Consider the following 21,096-nt stretch of genomic DNA (forward strand, 5'->3'; position numbering starts at 1 on the left):
GGGGGAACTTATGGCAGCAGGTCTGTGGTTTGCGGTGGCGTGCGGCGTCATCGCGGTGATTTACGGGTTGTGGTCGCGCAGCTGGATCCTGGCACAGGATGCCGGCAATGCCCGCATGCAGGAAATCGCCACGGCGATCCAGCAGGGCGCCAGTGCCTATCTCGCGCGGCAGTACCGCACCATCGCCATCGTCGGCGTCATCCTCCTCGTCGCCATCTTCCTGCTGCTCGGCGTGCAGACGGCGCTGGGCTTCCTGATCGGCGCGGTCCTGTCCGGCGCCTGCGGCTTCATCGGCATGAATGTGTCCGTGCGCGCCAACGTGCGCACGGCGCAGGCCGCATCGGTGAGCCTGGACAAGGCGCTGGACGTGGCCTTCAAGAGCGGCGCGATCACCGGGCTGCTGGTCGTCGGCCTGGGCCTGCTGGGCGTGGCGCTGTTCTACTGGATGCTGACCGCCTTCGCCAGCACGGCGTATCCGGCGCCGAACCTGAATCACCACGACGTGATCAAGCCGCTGATCGGGCTGGCGTTCGGCGCTTCGCTGATCTCGATCTTCGCCCGGCTCGGCGGCGGCATCTTCACGAAGGGCGCCGACGTGGGAGCGGACCTGGTCGGCAAGGTGGAAGCCGGCATTCCCGAGGATGATCCGCGCAATCCGGCCGTGATCGCCGATAACGTGGGCGACAACGTGGGCGACTGCGCCGGCATGGCGGCGGATTTGTTCGAAACCTATGTGGTGACGCTGATCGCGACGATGCTGCTGGGCGCGCTGATGATCGCGGATGCACCCCGCGAGGCGATCCTGTATCCGCTGCTGCTGGGCGGCGTGTCGATCCTGGCATCCATCGTCGGCTGCCTGTTCGTCAAGGCGAAGCCGGGCAAGAAGATCATGTCGGCGCTGTACACCGGGCTGTGGTGGTCGGCGATCCTGTCGCTGGTGGGCTTTGCCGTCGTGACCTGGCTGGTGTGGGACAGCTACGACATGCGCTGGCAGATGATGGGCGCGACCGTGGTCGGCATCGTGCTGACGGGGCTGATGGTGTACATCACCGAATTCTATACGGGTACCGACTTCAAGCCGGTGCGCCACATCGCCGAAGCGTCGACGACCGGCCACGGCACCAACATCATCGCCGGCCTGGGCGTGTCGATGAAATCGACCGCGTACCCTGTGCTGGCCGTGTGCGTGGCGATCCTCGTGTCGTTCGAGCTGGCGGGCCTGTACGGCATCGCGATCGCGGCCACGTCGATGCTGTCGATGGCCGGCATCATCGTGGCGCTCGATGCCTACGGGCCGGTCACGGACAACGCCGGCGGCATCGCCGAGATGGCCGGCATGCCGGAATCGGTGCGCGCGATCACCGATCCGCTCGATGCGGTCGGTAACACGACCAAGGCCGTCACGAAAGGCTATGCGATCGGTTCGGCGGGCCTGGCCGCGCTGGTGCTGTTCGCCGACTACACGCATGCGCTCGAATCGCGCGGCATCGATATCGCGTTCGACCTGTCGAACCCGATGGTGATCGTGGGGCTGTTCATCGGCGGCCTGATTCCCTACCTGTTCGGCGCGATGGCGATGGAAGCGGTGGGGCGCTCGGCGGGCGCGGTGGTGATCGAGGTGCGGCGCCAGTTCCGCGAGATCAAGGGCATCATGGATGGTACCGGCAAACCCGAGTACGACAAGGCGGTGGACATGCTGACGGCATCGGCGATCCGCGAGATGATCGTGCCATCGCTGCTGCCGGTGATCGTGCCGATCCTCGTGGGCATGCTGCTGGGGCCTGCGGCCCTGGGCGGCATGCTGATGGGAACCATCATCACCGGCCTGTTCGTGGCGATCTCGATGACGACCGGCGGTGGCGCGTGGGACAACGCCAAGAAGTATATCGAGGATGGCAACCATGGCGGCAAGGGTTCCGAGGCGCACAAGGCGGCCGTGACCGGCGACACCGTGGGCGACCCGTACAAGGACACGGCCGGCCCGGCCGTCAACCCGCTCATCAAGATCATCAACATCGTGGCGCTGCTGCTGGTGCCGCTGCTGCCGGCGACGGGCTGGCTGGCCGTGACGGACAGGCCGGTGCAGGCCCGGGCCAAGGTATCGCACCAGGTAGCGAACGGGGTGCCCCAGGCATTGCCGGCGGCACCGGCCGCGGAACGCTGAGCCGGCGCCGGCATCGGCCCGCGCCAGCCGTGCCGTGCGGCGGCACCCGGGCAGGGCGGCGTATCATGAATGCGCCGCCCGCCCGCCCGGATTTCATCATGTCGCCATCCCGTGCCACCGTTCTCCTTGCCCTGCTGCTGCCGGCGCTTGCGCTGGCGCAGCCGGACGCCGCATCCGGCCGTGAAGCGTACGCGAAGCTGCCTGTCTGCCGCCTCGGCGCGGATGGCCGCAGCCTGGAGATCGAACCGTGCCGCACGGCACCCGCGCAGCGCCCCATGCCGCGCCGGCCTGTACCGCAGCAGGACTACCGCGACACGCACATCGGCATTCCCGACACCACGCCCGCAGTGACGCCCGCAGTACCACCCGACACCCGGCCCGTGCTGCCATCGGCCACGCTCGAGCCGCGTGCGCCGTATCCGGCGGCGCCCGTTGCGCCGGTGCCGCCGGCCGTCAATCCTTCTCCCCGTTCTCCGTACACAAGTCCGGCGCCGGGCACGTACGCCACGCCCACGCCGACACGGCCGTCGCCCACCACCTGCGTGGGCGGCACCTGCCGCGACGCCGCCGGCAACACGTTCCAGGGCGGCGGCACCGGGGTGACCCGATCGCCGACGGGGCGGCATTGCACGACCACGGGAGGCTTTGTCCGCTGCATGTGAGTCCGCTACAATGCCGTCAATTGACGCTTACGTAAACGTAAAACAAGGAGACGGCATGCAGATTCAGGACAACGTATTCATCATCACCGGGGGCGCTTCCGGGCTGGGCGCGGCCACGGCGCGCACGCTGGCGGCGGCGGGCGGCAAGGTCGTGCTGGCCGACTTGCAGGCGGCGGCGGGCGAGGCGCTCGCCGCAGAGCTGGGTGGCAAGTTCGTGCGCTGCGACGTCACGCAGGAGGCCGATGGGCTCGCCGTCGTGGCCGCCGCAGGAGAACTGGGCCCGCTGCGCGGCATCGTCAATTGCGCGGGCGTGGCGCCGGCTGCGAAAACGGTCGGCAAGGAAGGTCCGCACCCGCTGGATGCGTTCACGCGCACGATCGGCATCAACCTCATCGGCACGTTCAACATGTGCCGGCTGGCCGCCGATGCGATGGGCCGGCTGGAGCCGCTCGAGCATGGCGAGCGGGGCGTGATCGTCAACACGGCCTCCGTGGCCGCGTTCGACGGGCAGATGGGCCAGGCCGCGTATGCCGCCTCGAAAGCGGGCGTGGCCGGCATGACGCTGCCGATGGCGCGCGACCTCTCCAGGAACGGGATCCGCGTGATGACGATCGCGCCGGGCATCTTCGAGACGCCGATGCTGCTGGGGATGCCCGACGAGGTGCAGCAGGCGCTCGGCAAGATGGTGCCGTTCCCGCCGCGGCTGGGCAAGCCGGCCGAGTATGCGCACCTGGCCAAGGCGATCATCGAGAACGTGATGCTGAACGGCGAGACGATCCGCCTCGATGGCGCGATACGGATGCAGCCCAAATAAGGTAGCATTCAGCCACCAGCACAAGCCCCATGGTTGCGTTGCATTCGTCTCGCCGTACTTGACTACTGTCTTCGACGATGCGCCTTGCCCTGAGGCCCGTACTGGCGGCTTCACTACCATTCATCAAGAACGCGCGCACGGTCGCGCGTTTTGCATTTCAGGGAGAACAGATGACCCGACTTTATTCATGGCCACCGAGGATGTCACTTGCCGCGCTGATGCTGTGCGCTGCGACCACGGCGCTGGCGCAGGAGGCGGTGAAAGAACCGGCCGCCTTGCAGCGCGCTCCCGAAATCGCCACCGGCTATGCCGAGAAGCAGGGCGCCGTGGCGCAGCACTACATGGTGGCGGCGGCAAATCCGCTGGCGACCGAGGCCGGGTACCGGATGCTGAAGGCGGGCGGCAGCGCGATCGACGCGGCGATCGCCACGCAGATGGTGCTGACCCTGGTGGAACCGCAATCGTCCGGCATCGGTGGCGGCGCGTTCCTGATGCTGTACGACGGCAAGAAAGTACATGCCTACGACGGCCGTGAAACGGCGCCGCGGGCCGCCACCGAGCGGCTGTTCCTCGACAAGGACGGCAAGCCGGTGTCGCGCGAGGAAGGCATCGTCGGCGGCCGCTCCACCGGCGCGCCGGGCGTGGTGCGGATGCTGGCGATGGTCCATGCGAAGCACGGCAAGCTGCCGTGGGCGAAGCTGTTCGAACCGGCCATCGAGCTGGCCGACAGGGGCTTCGCGGTGAGCCCGCGGCTGAATGCGCTGCTGCGATACGACCGCAAGCGGCTGCCGCGCGATCCCGTCGCCGCGGCCTACTTCTATGACAGGGAGGGCGAACCGCGCCCGGTGGGCTACCTGCTGAAGAACCCCGAGCTGGCCAGCGCGCTGCGCGAGATCGCGCGCGGCGGCGCCGATGCCTTCTACACGGGCCGCATCGCCCGCGACATCGCCGCGAAGGTGGCGAACCATCCGACCAATCCGGGCCTGCTGACGGCACGCGACATTGCCGACTACCGGCCGAAGGAGCGCGATCCGGTGTGCACCGACTACCGCAAGTGGAAGGTGTGCGGGGCGCCGCCGCCATCGTCCGGCGGCATCGCCATCGCGCAGATGCTGGGCATCCTCGAGAACACCGCGATCGCCGCGCACCCGCCGCTGGCCGGCGGCCTCGATGCCGAAGCGATCCACCTGTTTTCCGAAGCGGGCCGGCTGGCCTACGCGGACCGCAACCGCTACGTGGCCGACACCGATTTCGTTCCATTGCCCGGCAAGGGTATCGCCTCCATGCTCGACAAGGGTTACCTGGCGCAGCGCGCGGCGCTGATCGGCGCGCAGTCGATGGGCAGCGCGCAGGCCGGCACGCCGCAGGGGATGCAGGTGGCCTGGGGCACGGACACGGCGCTGGACCGCCCGTCCACGTCGCACCTGGTGGCGGTGGACAAGTATGGCAACGGCTTGTCGATGACGACGTCCGTGGAGGACGCGTTCGGCTCGCGCCAGATGGTCGATGGCTTCATGCTGAACAACCAGTTGACCGATTTCTCGTTCGACGCGGCCGATGAAAACGGTCCGATCGCCAACCGCGTGCAGCCGGGCAAGCGGCCGCGCAGCGCCATGTCGCCCACGCTGGTATTCGAGCGCAAGCCGGACGGTGAACCCGGCAAGCTGGTGCTGGCGACGGGATCGCCGGGCGGTTCGTCGATCATCAACTACGTGATGAAGGTGCTGGTCGGCACGCTGGACTGGAACCTCGACGTGCAACAGGCGATCAGCCTGCCCAACTTCGGCAGCCGCAACGGGCCGACCGAGCTGGAAGCGGGCCGCGTGGGCGCCGACGTGATCGCCCGGCTGAAGGCCAGGGGCCATGACGTGCGCGAGTTCGAGCAGAACTCGGGATTGCAGGGCATCGGACGGGTTCGGCGTGATGGCCGGGAACTGTGGTTCGGCGGCGCCGATCCGCGGCGCGAGGGGATCGTGCGCGGCGACTGAATCGCGTTGCAGCCCGTTCAAAGGCGCCTTCCGCCGTGTTACCCTTAGTAAATGGGAATGAAAAAAAAGACCGGCCTGATCCTGACCGGCGGCGGCGCGCGGGGCGCCTACCAGGTCGGGGTACTGCAGGCGATCGCGGAGATCTTGTGGGATGAAGGCTGGGCGCCGGCGCGCAGTCCGTTCCAGATCATCTGCGGCACCTCGGCCGGCGCCATCAATGCCACGGCGCTGGCCTGCCGGGCCGACAATTTCGGCGAAAGCGTGGCCAAGCTGATGGATGTGTGGTCGCACATCACCGTCGAGCAGGTGTACCGCGCCGATTCCCTGGGCGTGCTGCGCTCCGGCGCACGCTGGCTGTCATTGCTGTCGTTCGGCTGGCTGTTGCGCAAATGGCGCGCGGCGCCGCCGGCTTCGCTGCTGGACAACACACCGCTCGTCAGCCTGCTGCACCGCATGCTGGACCTGCCGCGCCTCGATGGCGTGCTGCAGGAAGGGCTGCTGCACGCGGTGGCCGTCACGGCGTCGTCGTACACCGGCGGCCAGCACATCACGTTCTACCAGACCGCTGTCGAGATCGCGCCGTGGATGCGCATGCAGCGGGTGGCGCTGCAGGACCAGATCGGCGTCGAGCACCTGCTGGCGTCGTCGGCGATCCCGTTCATCTTCCCGGCCACGCCGCTGTACGTGGATGGCCAGCGGGAGTATTGCGGCGACGGCTCGATGCGCCAGCTGGCGCCGATCTCGCCGGCCATCCACCTGGGCGCGGCGAAGGTGCTGGTGGTCGGTGCCGGGCGCCTGACCGAAAAGACGCGCAACGGCGTGGCCAACGCGCGCTATCCCAGCCTGGCGCAGATCGCCGGCCATGCGCTGTCGTCGATCTTCCTCGATGGCCTGGCGATGGATATCGAACGGCTGAACCGCATCAACAACACCTTGTCGATGCTGCCCGCCGACCTGCTGGACAAGACCCCGCTGCGACCTGTCGAGCTGCTCGTGATCGCGCCCTCCGAGCGGCTCGACGACATCGCGGCACGCCACGTGGGCAGCCTGCCGGCACCGATCCGCGCCATGCTGGCCGGGATCGGCGCGACCGAGGCGCGCGGTGCGGCGCTGGCATCCTACCTGCTGTTCGAGTCCAGCTATACCAATGAGCTGATCCGCCTGGGCCAGCGCGATACCCATGCCCGCCGCGCCGACGTGCTGGCATTCTTCGGCACCTGAGGCAGGCGATGAAACGAAGCATGCGCCACCTGCCGTTGTTCCTCCTGCCTTGCCTTTTATCCTGCCTCCTGTTCCTGTGCGAACTGGCGGCCGCCGCGCCGCCCCGCACGCTGCGCTTCGAACAGTTGAGCGTGCAGGATGGCCTGCCGCAGGAATCGGTGCTGGCGATCGCCCAGGACCGCCAGGGCTTCATCTGGTTCGGCACGCAGGGCGGCCTGGCACGCTACGACGGTTACCGCACCGTGATCTACCAGCATGGGCCGACCGACCCGCACAGCCTGTCGCAGAACTGGGTGCGCGTGCTGCACGTCGACCAGGCCGGCCGCCTGTGGGTCGGCACCGACAATGGCCTGGACCTGTTCGACCCGCTGACGCAGCGCTTCACGCATTTCCGGCCGGTGGAGCCGGAGCAGCGCGGCAACGGCAACCGGCACGTGCGCGCCATCGTCGACGACGGCGCGGGCGGCCTGTGGATCGGCACCGCCGACGGCTTGCAGCACCTCGACCCGGCGACGGGGCGTTTCACGATCCGCCACCATGTGCCGGACGATCCGCGCAGCCTGGCGCACGACCAGATCAATGCGCTGGCGCGCGATGCCGCCGGCCGCCTGTGGATCGGCACGCCGGCCGGCGTCGACCTGCTGGCGCCGGGCGCCACCGGCATGGCGCATTTCATCGTGAACGGGCCGGGCGGGGGCGGCGCGGTGGCCGTGCAGTCGTTGCTGGCCGACCGCGACGGCACGCTGTGGGTCGGCACGCATGCCGGCCTGGATCACTGGCGGCTGACGGGTCAGCCGGCCGCGCTGCGGCGCGAACGGCTGCCCGACAGCGCGGGGCTGCCGGCGGGCACCGTGATGAACCTCTACCAGGATCCCGATGGCACCGTCTGGGTCGGCATGCGCAACGACGGGCTGTACCTGTGGCAGCCGGACGCGAAGCGCTTTACCGGCTATCGCCATGAACTGGGCGACCCGCACAGCCTGGCGGACGACTATGTGTCGGCGCTGTTCCGCGACCGCGTGGGCACGTTCTGGGTGGGCACGTGGTTCAACGGCGTGAGCCGGGTCGACCTGTCCAGCGGCGGCTTCGCCCGGCTGGTGAAGAACCCCGACCAGCCCGGCACGTTGAGCGACAACCGGATCCGCGCCATCGTCGACGGCGACGGCGGCAAGCTGTGGGTGGGCAACGACCATGGCCTCAGCCTGTATGACCCGGCCAGCGGCACGGCGCGGCTGTACCGCCTGCCGGACGTGGGCAACGGCAGCAGCGACGCGAACGTGACCGGGCTGTGGCGCACGCCCGGCGGCACGCTGTGGGTCGGCAGCCGGGCCGGCGTGCGCACGTTCGATCCGCACGAAAAACGTTTCGGCCCGCTGCTGCTCTCGCGCGGCAATCCGGAACTGGACACCGTGCGCTACATCTATGGCGACCGCGCCGGCATGGTCTGGGTGTCCAGCAAGGCGGGCCTGTACCGGATCGACCCGGCCGGCGGCACCATGCGCGCGTTCCGCCACGATCCCGCCGATCCCGCGAGCCTGGCCGACGACATCGTGCGCCCCGTGCTGGAAGACAGCCGCGGCAACCTGTGGGTGGGCACCTTCAACGGCCTTGGCTTGCTGGACCGCCGCAGCGGGCGGTTCCGGCACTTCCAGCACGACCCGCACGATCCCGCCAGCCTGTCGCACAACGAGGTGCATTACCTGCACGAGGATGCCCAGGGCACGCTGTGGGTCGGCACCGCGTCGGGCCTGAACCGCATGCGGCGCGATGCCAGGGGCATTTCGTTCCAGCGCTACACGCGGCGCGATGGCCTGGCCGACGACGCCATCGCGGCGATGCTGCCGGACCGCCAGGGCAAGCTATGGCTGTCGACCAACAGCGGCCTGTCCAGCCTCGATCCGGCCACCGGCCGGGTGCGCAACTATTCGGGTGCCGACGGCACGATCGAAGGCGCGTACTTCGACGGTTCCGCGTTTGCCGCGCCGGACGGCACGCTGTATTTCGGCGGCTTCAACGGGATTACCGCATTCGACCCGGCGGCCGTGCGCCCGAACGGCATGGCCCCGCGGGTGGCGATCACCGACTTCCAGATCTTCAACCGCACGGTACGCCCCGGGGCCGCGCGGCCGGATGGCGCCGTGACCCTGCGGCGCGCGATCGAGGCCACCCGGGCGCTGACGCTGGGCCACGAGGACTCCGTGTTTTCGCTCGAATTCGCGGCGCTGCACTACGCCTGGCCGCAGAACAACCGCTTCGCCTACCAGCTCGAAGGCTTCGACCGCGACTGGGTGAGCACCGATGCCGGCAAGCGCTTCGCCACCTACACGAACCTCGACCCGGGCAGCTATGTGTTCCGCGTCAAGGCGGCCAACAAGGACGGCGTGTGGGGCGAGCCGACCGAACTGGCGATCACGATCCTGCCCCCGGTATGGAAGACATGGTGGTTCCGCACGCTGGCGCTGCTGGTGCTGCTGGGCGGTGGCTTCGGGCTGTACCACGCGCGCATGCGCGTGCTGCAGGGCCAGCGCCTGCGGCTGGAGCAGCAGGTGAGCCTGCGCACGGCCGAGGTGGAAATGAAGAACCGCCTGCTGATCGAGCAGAAGCACGAGCTCGAGCAGCGCGACGAACGGCTCCGCCAAGCGGTACAGCGCGCCGAGGACGCGACGCGGCAGAAATCGGAATTCCTGGCCAACATGAGCCATGAAATGCGCACGCCGCTGGCCGGCGTGATCGGCATGCTGGGCTTCGCGCTGCGCGACCGCTCGCTGCAGCCGGTCACCCGCGAGCAGATCGAACGCGGCCAGGCCAATGCGCAATCGCTGCTGTCGATCATCAACGACCTGCTCGACTTTTCCAAGATCGAGGCCGGCAAGCTGACGCTCGAGAAGATCGACTTCGCGCTGGCGGCCACGGTGGAAAACGTGGCCAGCCTGTTCGAGGAACAGTCGGCGGCGCAGGGCGTGGAATTTCGCATCGACTACGGGCGCGACCTGCCGCACTTCGTCGTCGGCGATCCGACCCGGCTGCGGCAGGTGCTCGTCAACCTGGTCGGCAATGCGTTCAAGTTCACGCAGCGTGGCCATGTCACGCTGCGCGTGGCGCGCGCCGGCGATACTGCGGGCGGCAATGCTGCAGGCAGCAAGGCAGCGGGTTGCACGCTGATCCGCTTCACGGTCGAGGATACCGGCATCGGCATCCCGCCCGCCGAGCTGCCGCGCCTGTTCGAGAAGTTCGAGCAGGCCGACGCCACCACGACGCGGCGCTACGGCGGCACCGGGCTCGGGCTGGCCATCTGCCGCCAGCTGGTGGACCTGATGGGCGGCGAGATCGGCGCGCACAGCACGCCCGGCAGCGGCAGCGTGTTTTCCGTCACGCTGCCGCTGTGCGACGGCGTGGCGCCGCCCCTGGTGCCGCAGGTGGCGCGCGCGCCGCACACGCACCGCCTGAAGGTGCTCTGCGCGGAAGACTTCCCGACCAACCAGATCATCATCCGCATGATGCTGGAAGACATGGGGCATGGCGTGGACATCGTCGGCAACGGCGCGCTGGCGGTGGCGGCCTGCGCGCAGACGCGTTACGACCTGATCCTGATGGACGGCCGCATGCCCGAGCTGGACGGGCCGACGGCCACGCGGGCGATCCGCGCCGGCGGGCCGCAGGGCGCGCCCGTGTGCGACCGCGACCTGATGATCGTGGCGCTGACGGCCAACGCCAGCGAGGAGGACCGCAGCCGCTACCTGGCCGCCGGCATGGATGACTTCCTCACCAAGCCGATCGACGAAGGCGCGCTGCACCTGCAGCTGGCACGCGCCATCGAGCGCCAGCTGGCGCGCGGGGTGGTGCTCGACCCGCTGCCGGACCTGGTGTCGGCGCGCACGGGCGCCAACCGGCCCAGCGTGGCGGAGCTGGACGCGATGTTCGGCATCGATGCCGGCCAGCCGCTGGCCGGCCCGTCGTCCGCGGACGCGGCCGGCGTGCTGCGCCTGCGGCTGCGCGACGCCTTCCTGGCCGACCTGCCCGGCAAGCTGGATGAGCTGGACGCGGCGCTGGCCGCCGCCGATGCCGATGCGGCCGGCCGGCTGTTCCACGGCCTGAAGGGCAGTGCCGCGTACCTGCAGGAGGTGGAGCTGCAGGCGCTGTGCGCCGAACTCGAGCGCGCCGCCGACCGTGCGCTGTGGCCGGCGATCCGGCTCAAGCTGCCGCGCCTGCATGCGCTGCTGGGGCGGATGCTGACGCCCGGCTGAACGGCGATTCCCGCGCACGCCGGCAGTGGTTATAATCGCGACGCGCCGGCGCGGGGCGGGCGGAGGATAGAAAAGATGAAAGTTCTGGTAGTCGACGACGACGTCGTGTCGCGAATGATGCTGATGCACCTGATCGACAGCAGCGGCCACTACGAGATCGTCGAGGCCGAGGATGGCGCCGATGCCTGGGAGCAGCTCGCTGCCGGCTTGCGGCCAGCCGCGTGCTTCTGCGACCTGCGCATGCCGCGCCTGTCGGGCATGGAGCTGCTGCAGAAGGTGCGCGGCGAGGCCGGGCTGGCCACGATGCCGTTCGTGCTGGTTTCCTCCGCCAACGACCGCGAGACGGTGGAACGTGCCACCCTGGCCGGTGCCACCGGCTACATCGTCAAGCCCTTCGAGCCGGCGCAGGTACGCGCCCAGCTCGATGCGCTGGCGACGCCGCTGCAAGCCGAGGAGCCCGCCGTCACGCTGGCGCGGCTGGGCATCGATGCCGCGCGCCTGGGCGCCTACCTGGCCGGACTCGAGGCGCAGTTGCTGGCTGCCGAGGCCGAGCTGGAAGCACTGCTCCTGCGTGGCGAGCGTGACGAGGCCGCAACGCGGCTGGAGCGCCTGCGTGGCGGCTGTACCACGCTTGGCCTGTTCGGGGCCGCCGGCACGCTGGCCGCGCTGCCCGCCACCACGGCCGCGCTGGTGCCGTTGCTTGCCACGGTGCGCGACGCGGTGCGCCGCCAGGCACGGCGGCTGAGCGCTTGAAGGCAGCGCGGGCCTGTTCGCCGCTTGTCCCCCGGATCGTTCAAGCTTGCAGCCAATGGCCAGTCCGACCATCCACCACATGGTGAACATGGATCCCTCCACGCAAGGCGCCGCCAGCGCGCACGCCGATCCGTTCGCGCGGGCCCACCTGCCTCCCCCCGGGCTCTGGCCCGACCTGCTGTTCGAACTGCCCGAACTGCATTACCCGCCCCGCATCAACTGCGTAGCCGAGCTGCTGGACCGCCACGTGGCGGCCGGTGCCGGGGCACGTACCGCGCTGTGCGGCGCGGATGAATGCTGGACTTACGCCCAGCTGCAGGAACGCGTCGACCGTATCGCCCACGTGCTGTGCGGCCCGCTCGGGCTGGTGCCGGGCAACCGCGTGCTGCTGCGGGGCACCAATACACCGCTGATGGCCGCCGCCATCCTTGCCGTGCTGAAGGCCGGCCTGGTCGCCGTGCCGACGATGCCATTGCTGCGCACGCGCGAGCTGGCGGCGATCGCCGCCAAGGCGCAGGTGGACGCGGTGCTGTGCGCCGGCGCGCTGCGCGCCGACCTCGATGCGGTGCCCGGGCTGCCGGCGACGCTGTATTTTGGCACCGATGGTTTCGGCACCGACGAGGGGGACAGCCTGGAAGCGCTGATGGCGCGGCAGCCGGCGGCGTTCCCGGCATGCGACACCGCGGCGGACGACGTCTGCCTGATCAGCTTCACATCCGGTACCACCGGCGTGCCGAAAGGAACGATGCACTTCCACCGCGACGTGCTGGCGATCTGCGACTGCTTCCCGCGCCACACGCTGCGCACCCAACCGTCGGACGTGTTCATCGGCACGCCGCCACTCGCGTTCACGTTCGGCCTGGGCGGTCTGCTGCTGTTCCCGCTGCGCGTGGGCGCCTGCTCGGTATTGCTGGAAAAGCTCTCACCCGAAACGCTGCTCGCGGCGATCGCCCGGCATCGCGCCACCGTGTGCTTCACGGCACCCACCGCGTACCGGCAGATGGCCGCGCTGGCACCGGACCATGATCTGTCGAGCCTGCGCGAAACCGTGTCGGCGGGCGAAACCCTGCCGGTCGCCACCCGCGAGGCCTGGCAGCGGGCGACGGGGCTTGCCATGATCGACGGCATCGGCTCGACGGAGATGCTGCACATCTTTATCGCCGCCGCGGGGGCCGACGTGCGGCCGGGTGCCACGGGCAGGCCGGTGCCGGGTTACCGCGCCTGCGTGCTCGATGCGCAGGGCAGGCCGGTAGGGCCGGGCGTGGTGGGCCGGCTGGCCGTCAAGGGCCCGACCGGCTGCCGCTACCTCGACGATGCGCGGCAACACGACTACGTGTGCAATGGCTGGAACCTCACGGGCGACGCCTACGAGACGGATGCCGACGGCTATTTCTACTACCGCGCGCGCACCGACGACATGATCGTCTCGAGCGGTTACAACATCGCCGGCCCGGAAGTGGAAGATGCGCTGCTGCGCCACCCGGCCGTGGCCGAATGCGGCGTCGTCGGCTGCCCCGATCCGGAGCGCGGGCAGCTCGTCGAGGCGCACGTGGTGCTGCGGCCGGGATACGACGCCACGCCGGGGCTGGCGGCCGAGCTGCAGGCATTCGCCAAGGACGAGATCGCGCCTTACAAGTACCCGCGCCGGGTGGTGTTCGCCACCTCGCTGCCGCGCACCGAGACTGGCAAGCTGCAGCGCTTCCGGCTGCGCCAGCCATGAACGTGCTGTGCATCGGCGGCGGCCCGGCCGGCCTGTACAGCGCGCTGCTGCTGAAGAAGGCCGATCCGGCCCGCCATGTCGTCGTCGTCGAGCGCAACCGGCCGCACGACACGTTCGGCTGGGGTGTCGTGTTCTCCGACCAGGCGCTGGACAACCTGCTGGCGGCGGACGAGCCGAGCGCGCGGGAGATCGTCGCATCCTTCAACCACTGGGACGACATCGACGTGTACTTCAAGGGCACGCGGGTGCGTTCCGGCGGCCATGGGTTCGCCGGCATCGGCCGCAAGCGGCTGCTGGACATCCTGCAGCGGCGCTGCGCGGCGCTGGGCGTGACGCTGGTGTTCGATGCGGAGGTCACGGACGAGCGGGAGCTGGCGGTGCGCCATGGTGCCGGCCTGGTGATCGCCGCCGATGGCGTGGGCAGCCGCGTGCGCGCGCGCCATGCGGACACCTTCGCGCCACGGGCCGGCTCGCAGGCCGGCATGCAGGCGGGACCGCGGCAGTGTCGTTACGTATGGCTGGGCACCACGCAACGGTTCGATGCGTTCACGTTCGACTTCCGCGAGACGGCACACGGCTGGTTCCAGGCGCACATCTACCAGTTCGACGCCGAGACGTCGACATTCATCGTAGAGGCGCCGGAAACCGTGTGGCGCGCCGCCGGCCTGGAAACCATGACGCAGCGGGAGTCGATCGCGTTCTGCGAGCGGCTGTTCGCGGATCGCCTGCAAGGGCATCCGCTGATGTCGAACGCGGCGCATTTGCGCGGGTCGGCCCTCTGGCAGCGCTTTCCCCGCGTCGCGTGCGAGCGGTGGGTGCACTGGGATGACGCCCGGTCTCCGTCCGTGCCGGTTGTACTGGTGGGCGACGCCGCGCATTCGGCCCACTTTTCCATCGGTTCGGGCACGCGGCTGGCGCTGGAGGATGCGATCGCGCTGGCGCGCAATATCGGCAAGCATGACAAGCTGCAGGCCGCGCTGGATGCTTACGAAGCGGAGCGTTCGGTCGAGGTATCGAAACTGCAGAGCGCGGCCCGCAATTCGATGGAATGGTTCGAGAACGTGGCGCGCTATGCCGCGCTGGACGCGCCGCAGTTCGCCTATTCGATGCTGGCGCGCAGCCAGCGGCTGTCGCATGAAAGCCTGCGGCTGCGCGACCATGGTTACGTGGCGGACTATGAGCGCTGGTTCGCACGGCGCGCGTTCGGGCAGGCCGGCCTGGTGCCGCCTGGCGATTGCGCGATCCCGCCGATGTTCACGCCGCTCCGCGTGCGCGACCTGGTGCTGAAGAACCGCATCGTGGTGTCGCCGATGGCGCAGTACAGCGCCGTCGACGGCACGGTCGGCGACTGGCACCTGCTGCACCTGGGCGCCCGCGCCGTGGGCGGGGCAGCGCTGGTAATGGCGGAGATGACCTGCGTGTCCGCCGATGCGCGGATCACGCCGGCATGCCCCGGCCTGTACGCGCCGGAACATACGCTGGCATGGCGCCGCATCGTCGATGCCGTGCATGCGACAAGCGATGCGAAGATCGGCATCCAGCTCGGCCACGCGGGCGCCAAGGGTTCCACGCGCCCGATGTGGGACGGCATCGACCAGCCGCTGGAACAGGGCAACTGGCCGCTGGTGTCGGCGTCGCCGCAGCAATACCTGCCGGGCGTGTCGCAGGTGGCACGCGAAGCCACGCCGGCCGACATGGACCGTATCGAAGCCGACTTCGTGCGCGCCACGCACGCGGCCGGCGAGGCGGGTTTCGACTGGCTCGAACTGCATTGCGCGCACGGCTACCTGCTGTCGTCGTTCATCTCGCCGCTGACGAACCGGCGCACCGACGCGCATGGCGGCAGCCTGGAGAACCGCTGCCGCTTTCCGTTGCGCGTGTTCGCTGCCATGCGGGCCGCGTGGCCGGCGCACAAGCCGATGAGCGTGCGTATTTCCGCGCATGACTGGGTGGCGGGCGGCATCACGCCGGATGACGCGGTGCAGATCGGCCGGCTGTTCAAGGCGGCCGGCGCGGACATGATCGACTGCTCCTCCGGCCAGGTCAGCAAGGCGGAGCGGCCCGTGTTCGGCCGCATGTACCAGGCGCCGTTCGCCGACCGCGTGCGCAACGAGGCCGGTATCGCGACGATCGCGGTGGGGGCGATCGCCGAGGCCGATCATGCCAACGGCATCATCGCCGCCGGGCGCGCCGACCTGTGCGCGGTGGGCCGGCCGCACCTGGCCAACCCGGCATGGACGCTGGCGGAAGCGGCGCGCATCGGCTATCGCGCGCAGCCGTGGCCGAAGCAGTATCTGGCCGGCAAGGCGCAACTCGAACGCAACCTGGCACGGGGTTGAAACCAAGTTGAAACCGAGTTGAAACCGGGCTGAAACCAAACCGACGAACCTGACAGCGCGGGCCATGCCGCCCGCGGGGAGCACACATGAAATACCTGCAGGGGCAGCCGCATGCGCTGCCCGGTCACCGCGAAATACTGGCCGGCTATGCGGCACGGCACTTCCTCTTCGCGGTGGAAGAGGGCGTGGCCACGGTCACGCTGAACCGGCCGGAACGCAAGAATCCGCTCACGTTCGATTCGTATGCCGAACTGCGCGACCTGTTCCGCGCGCTGGCCCATGCCGACGACGTGAAGGCCGTGGTGATCGCCGGCGCCGGCGACGACTTTTGCTCGGGCGGCGACGTGCACGAGATCATCGGCCCGCTGACGCAGCTCGACATGCCGGGCCTGCTGGCCTTCACGCGCATGACGGGCGATGTGGTGAAGGCCATGCGCGCGTGCCCGCAGCCGGTCATCGCGGCGGTCGACGGCATCTGCGCCGGCGCCGGTGCGATGCTGGCGCTGGCGTCCGATGTCCGCCATGGCACGCAGCGCAGCAAGACGGCGTTCCTGTTCACGCGCGTTGGGCTGGCGGGCTGCGACATGGGGGCATGCGCGCTGCTGCCGCGCGTGATCGGCCAGGGGCGTGCGGCCGAGCTGCTGTTCACGGGGCGGTCGATGTCCGGCGCGGAAGGCGAGCGGTGGGGCTTCTTCAATACGCTGCATGAGCCCGATGCATTGCTGCCGGCCGCGCAGGCGCTGGCGCGCAGCCTGGCGCATGGCCCCACGTTCGCCCATGGCATGACGAAGAAAATGCTGCAGCAGGAATGGAACATGGGTGTCGACGAGGCGATCGAGGCGGAAGCGCAGGCGCAGGCCATCTGCATGGCCACCAACGACTTCCATCGGGCCTACCACGCGTTCGTGGCAAAACAGAAGCCGGCCTTCGAAGGAGATTGACGTGGCGGACAAGGCATATCTCGACTGGCCGTTCCTGGAAGCGCGGCACCGCTCACTGGAGGGCGAACTGGATGCATGGGCGAGCACGCACCTGGGCGAAGGCCACGGTGCGGACGTGGACGCCGCCTGCCGCGCACTGGTGCGGCAACTGGGCGAGGCGGGCTGGCTGCGACATGCGGTGGGCGGCGTGCAGTATGGCGGCAACGCCGACGCGCTCGACACGCGCGCGCTGTGCCTGATCCGTGAAACGCTGGCGCGCCACGATGGCCTGGCCGACTTCGCGTTCGCGATGCAGGGGCTCGGCTCCGGTGCCATCAGCCTGTTCGGCAACGCCGCGCAGAAGCAGGCTTATCTGCCGCGGGTGGCGCGGGGCGAGGCGATCGCGGCGTTCGCGCTGTCCGAGCCGCAGGCCGGGTCCGACGTGGCCGCCATGGCCTGCGCGGCGGTGCGCGACGGCGACCATTACGTGCTCGATGGCGAGAAGACGTGGATCTCGAACGGCGGCATCGCCGATTTCTATACCGTGTTCGCCCGTACCGGCGAGGCGCCCGGCGCGCGCGGCATCAGCGCGTTCATCGTCGATGCCGCGCGCGCCGGGCTGTCGGTCGCCGAGCGCATCGACGTGATCGCGCCGCACCCGCTGGCCCGGCTGCGGTTCGACGGCTGCCGGATTCCGGCGGATTGCCTGGTCGGCGCGGCGGGGCAGGGCTTCAAGGTGGCGATGGCCGCGCTGGACGTGTTCCGCACGTCGGTCGCCGCCGCCGCGCTGGGTTTCGCGCGGCGCGCGCTCGACGAGGCGCTGGCGCGCGCCACGTCGCGCACGATGTTCGGCCAGGTGCTCGCCGACTTCCAGCTGACGCAGGCGAAGCTGGCGCAGATGGCCACCGGCGCCGATGCCGCGGCATTGCTGACCTACCGCGCCGCGTGGCTGCGCGATACGGGCGCGAAGGTGACAAAGGAGGCGGCGATGGCCAAGATGACGGCGACCGAAACGGCGCAACAGGTCATCGATGCCGCCGTGCAGATGTTCGGCGGCCAGGGCGTCGTGAGCGGCGAGACGGTGGAGCGGCTGTACCGGGAGATCCGCGCATTGCGCATCTACGAAGGGGCGACCGAGGTGCAGCAACTGATCATCGCGCGCGAATTGCTGCGCGCGGTACCGGGCAAGGCGTGACGATGGAAATCCTGCAACCGCCGGGCTGGCCCCGGCCCAAGGGCTACTCGAACGGTATCGCCGCCAGCGGGCGGATGGTGTTCGTCAGCGGCATGGTGGGCTGGAATGCCGAGGGCGAATTCGAGAGCGACGATTTCGTGGCGCAGACCCGCCAGGCGCTGGCCAATATCGTGCAGGTGCTGGCCGAGGCGGGAGCACGGCCAGAGCACATTGTGCGCATGACGTGGTATGTGGTCGACCGGGATGAGTACCTGGCCGCGCAGCGCGCCATCGGTGTTGCCTACCGCGAGGTGATCGGAGGCCACTATCCCGCCATGTCGGCCGTGGCGGTGGCGGCGCTGATGGAAGCGCGTGCCAAAGTGGAGATCGAGGCCACCGCAGTCCTCGTCGCGAGCGATAGCAAGATGCCGTAGATGCTCTTCTGCATCGCGATCGCCGCGCGGTAGTACTGTCGGGCTGGTCAGGGTTTCAAGGTCACCTTGTAGATCTGTGTTTCCGTATTGTTGGGAATACTGTCCTTGTCGCCCGCCGCATCGCTGTTCGCCATCCACAAATTGCCGTCATTTGTTGGCTCCACCGTGCGCAGCCGGTCATAGGTACCGACAAAGAATTGCCGGACATTGACCAAGTTCTCGCCGCTGATATCGCTGCGGTACAAGCGCTTGCCCGCCAGGCACGCGATGTACAGGGAATTGCGCACGATGGCAATGCCGCTGCATGATCCTTCGGTATTGCGATACGTATATTTGGGCGAAATATAGCCTGTCGTTCCGCAGCCGGTTCCCGAGCGGGAGATGACGCCTTCGCACTTTGGCCAGCCGTAGTTGCCGCCCTTGACGATCAGGTTGGTTTCATCCTGCGTGTCGCCAAATTCCTGCAACCACAAACGGCCTTGCGAATCGAATGCCAACCCTTGCGGGTTTCGGTGTCCATAGCTCCAGACATAATTTCCGAACGGGTTATCGGGTGGGGGCGTTCCGTTGGTGTTGAGCCGCAGGACTTTTCCCGAGAGGTGCCGCGTGTCTTGCGCATAAGCGCCATTCTGGGCGTCGCCGGTAGTGGCATACAATTTGCCATCCGGGCCGAACCGGAGGCGCCCGCCGTTATGGAACTTGTTGCGGCCGATCCCTTTCAATAAAACCTCGAGCGATGCCGTGTCCAGCGCGCCGTTTCGATACCTCACGCGCACAATACGGTTGTCGGTCGGGCTGGTGTGATAGATGTACAACCAGGGGTCCCTGTCCGGGAATCCGGGCGGTATGGCCAGCCCGAGCAGGCCGCCTTCGCCATCGGTACCCTGGACGTTCGGAACGGTTCCCAGGCTTCTCTTGACACCGGTCGCCGGGTTCAACGCGATGATGTCGTGTGCGTCGCGACGGGTGTAGAACACCGTGCCGTCGGGCAGGGCGGCCAGGCCCCATGGAATATCCGTGTCATCCGCCACCTTCACCGTCGAGCAGATCACGTCGGTGCAGGCATTGCCCGAGGTCAGGGACAAAGCCGCGCTGCGCGCCGAAACGTTGCCCTGCGCATCCCGCGCGGTAAGCGTGTACTGATATGTCGTGTTGGCAGCCAACCCGGTGTCGGTGTACCCGAGCGTGCTGGACGTGCCGACCGCGATGTTGTTGCGGTAGATGTCGTAGGCGGCCACGGCGACATTGTCGGTCGAGGCGGTCCAGTTCAGCGTGGCCGTGGTACCGGCGACTTCGCCCCGCAATCCCGTTGGAACGGATGGTGGCTGGGTGTCCGCCTGGCATTGCGGCACCTTGACAGGCAGCGATGTGCTGGCCTGCGACACGTTGCCGGCTGCGTCGCGGGCATTGACATACACGCCCCAATTCGCGCCTGGCACTAATACGAGCTGGGTGGTGAGCGTGCTGGAATTGACCGTACCAAGGGCTTGCCCGTCTCGATAGATATCGTAGAAGGCAACGCCGACATTGTCGGTTGATGCTTCCCATGCGAGGGTAGCCGACCGGCAGGTCAGGGCGTCGATCGTCAGGCCGCTCGGCGGTGTCGGAGCCTGCACGTCGGGCGGTGGAGGCGTGGTTTCATCTGTGTACCATTGCTGGTGGGGAGTGCCCTCGCAATGCCAGGTATCGATGTAAGTAAGATTGGCGGTTCCTGCACCTTTCACGGTCAGGCATAGCCCGGAAGCCGGATTGATGATCGTCTTGTCTGATCGCAGCGTCCATTTTTGATTGGCACCACCATGGCATTGATATGACTGGACAATCGCTCGCGGCTGCATGCTTCCGCCGCGGATATCAAGGCAGCGGGCGCCGGCGAAAGTTCTCAATTCTCCCTCGGCAGTAAATTCCCATTGCTGATTGGGGCCGCCGTGGCAATCGAAGATGATCGCGGGGGTACGGGGCTCCTGGCTGCCTCTCGCAATGTCCAGGCAACGTTCTGAATCGACGCTGATGAGCGTTGAAGGGTCGGCCGCATACGCTGGCGCTGATCCGGATACCCCGACGGAGACAGCTGCGAGCAGCACCGCAAGGCTGCTGGCATAAAAACGCGCAGGACGCCGTTCGAGCTGTTTCGAACTGATCGACGCAAGCCGCGCCGAGAGCTGGTTCGAGCCGTGCAAGACGTGCCTCATATCATTCTCTCCTGAGTGCGGATCGACGTCTGGCAACGTTAGCACAGGAACTGGAATCGAGACGGTGGCAAGGGAGCCAGAAGGCAATTCTGTGAAATCAACAGTCTATGCAGACAGTACTATGTACTTCACGTTAGCGGCGTCCGGTATGGCTGCCGGCTGGCACGTGCTTGTCGCGAGCTGGGAATTGCCTTGCGTGCATTTCCGTGTTCAGGGCTGGGCTTGCCACGAATTATCGGCAGCCATTCTCCGGCCATGGACGCGGTGATGGTCATGGCACTGATGGAACTGCGCGAAGTCGAGATCGAGGTAACCGGGATCGGGCCCGAGCCTTATGAGCCCCTGATGTCCGGGGCGGCTGCACAGGGGCAGTGCACCCTGATACAGATTCCAGGCAAGGCGATGTTTGCCAGCCCGGCAGAAAGCAGCGTGATTGCGCCAGTCTTGCGAATGGCGCGATCCTGAAACGGC

14 protein-coding genes are annotated in these 21,096 nt (G+C 68.3%); 13 read left to right on the top strand and 1 reads right to left on the bottom strand.

The genetic code is table 11. The features are described from left to right. The first annotated feature begins 10 nt into the window (after window positions 1-10). From ACY65G_RS05540 to ACY65G_RS05595, 12 genes are all read left to right on the top strand, one after another. Window positions 11-2,164 carry a sodium-translocating pyrophosphatase gene (locus ACY65G_RS05540; RefSeq protein WP_464996357.1) on the top strand — a complete coding sequence of 718 codons (2,154 nt, stop codon included), beginning with the start codon at window positions 11-13 and terminating at the stop codon, window positions 2,162-2,164. 98 nt (window positions 2,165-2,262) lie between these two features. Further along, entirely contained in the window at window positions 2,263-2,826 is a 564-nt protein-coding gene (locus ACY65G_RS05545) for a hypothetical protein (RefSeq protein ID WP_464996358.1), read from the top strand. Between the two features lie 55 nt (window positions 2,827-2,881). Next, complete coding sequence (locus ACY65G_RS05550) at window positions 2,882-3,640, top strand: 3-hydroxyacyl-CoA dehydrogenase (RefSeq protein ID WP_464996359.1); 759 nt, start codon at window positions 2,882-2,884, stop codon at window positions 3,638-3,640. A gap of 170 nt (window positions 3,641-3,810) precedes the next feature. Then, window positions 3,811-5,628 carry a gamma-glutamyltransferase gene (ggt, locus tag ACY65G_RS05555; RefSeq protein ID WP_464996360.1) on the top strand — a complete coding sequence of 606 codons (1,818 nt, stop codon included), beginning with the start codon at window positions 3,811-3,813 and terminating at the stop codon, window positions 5,626-5,628. A gap of 51 nt (window positions 5,629-5,679) precedes the next feature. Further along, window positions 5,680-6,849: a patatin-like phospholipase family protein gene (locus tag ACY65G_RS05560; RefSeq protein ID WP_464996361.1), complete on the top strand. Its 1,170-nt coding sequence runs from the start codon at window positions 5,680-5,682 to the stop codon at window positions 6,847-6,849. A gap of 8 nt (window positions 6,850-6,857) precedes the next feature. Then, window positions 6,858-11,093, top strand: coding sequence for a two-component regulator propeller domain-containing protein (locus ACY65G_RS05565; RefSeq protein WP_464996362.1), 4,236 nt, complete (start codon window positions 6,858-6,860; stop codon window positions 11,091-11,093). Window positions 11,094-11,168: 75 nt separating this feature from the next. Further along, complete coding sequence (locus tag ACY65G_RS05570; protein WP_464996363.1) at window positions 11,169-11,846, top strand: response regulator; 678 nt, start codon at window positions 11,169-11,171, stop codon at window positions 11,844-11,846. A 55-nt stretch (window positions 11,847-11,901) separates the two neighbouring features. Then, window positions 11,902-13,566 carry an AMP-binding protein gene (locus ACY65G_RS05575; RefSeq protein ID WP_464996364.1) on the top strand — a complete coding sequence of 555 codons (1,665 nt, stop codon included), beginning with the start codon at window positions 11,902-11,904 and terminating at the stop codon, window positions 13,564-13,566. Beyond that, window positions 13,563-15,905, top strand: a complete 2,343-nt coding sequence (locus ACY65G_RS05580; protein ID WP_464996365.1) for a bifunctional salicylyl-CoA 5-hydroxylase/oxidoreductase — start codon at window positions 13,563-13,565, stop codon at window positions 15,903-15,905. Before ACY65G_RS05575 ends, ACY65G_RS05580 begins: the two co-directional genes overlap by 4 nt. A gap of 86 nt (window positions 15,906-15,991) precedes the next feature. After that, a complete protein-coding gene (locus tag ACY65G_RS05585) occupies window positions 15,992-16,846 on the top strand; it encodes an enoyl-CoA hydratase family protein (protein WP_464996366.1) in 855 nt (284 codons plus the stop codon). Window position 16,847: 1 nt separating this feature from the next. Further along, complete coding sequence (locus ACY65G_RS05590; protein WP_464996367.1) at window positions 16,848-18,020, top strand: acyl-CoA dehydrogenase family protein; 1,173 nt, start codon at window positions 16,848-16,850, stop codon at window positions 18,018-18,020. 2 nt (window positions 18,021-18,022) lie between these two features. Then, complete coding sequence (locus ACY65G_RS05595) at window positions 18,023-18,433, top strand: RidA family protein (RefSeq protein ID WP_464996368.1); 411 nt, start codon at window positions 18,023-18,025, stop codon at window positions 18,431-18,433. Window positions 18,434-18,480: 47 nt separating this feature from the next. Here the strand turns inward: ACY65G_RS05595 and ACY65G_RS05600 are convergent, their stop codons facing one another. Next, on the bottom strand, window positions 18,481-20,625 hold the full coding sequence (locus ACY65G_RS05600) for a PQQ-dependent sugar dehydrogenase (RefSeq protein WP_464996369.1): 2,145 nt from the start codon (window positions 20,623-20,625) through the stop codon (window positions 18,481-18,483). A 273-nt stretch (window positions 20,626-20,898) separates the two neighbouring features. Here ACY65G_RS05600 and ACY65G_RS05605 point away from each other — a divergent pair, with 273 nt between their 5' ends. Then, entirely contained in the window at window positions 20,899-21,090 is a 192-nt protein-coding gene (locus ACY65G_RS05605; protein WP_464996370.1) for a hypothetical protein, read from the top strand. The last annotated feature ends 6 nt before the right edge of the window (window positions 21,091-21,096 follow it).

This window comes from Pseudoduganella sp. jia 12 (assembly GCF_055502675.1).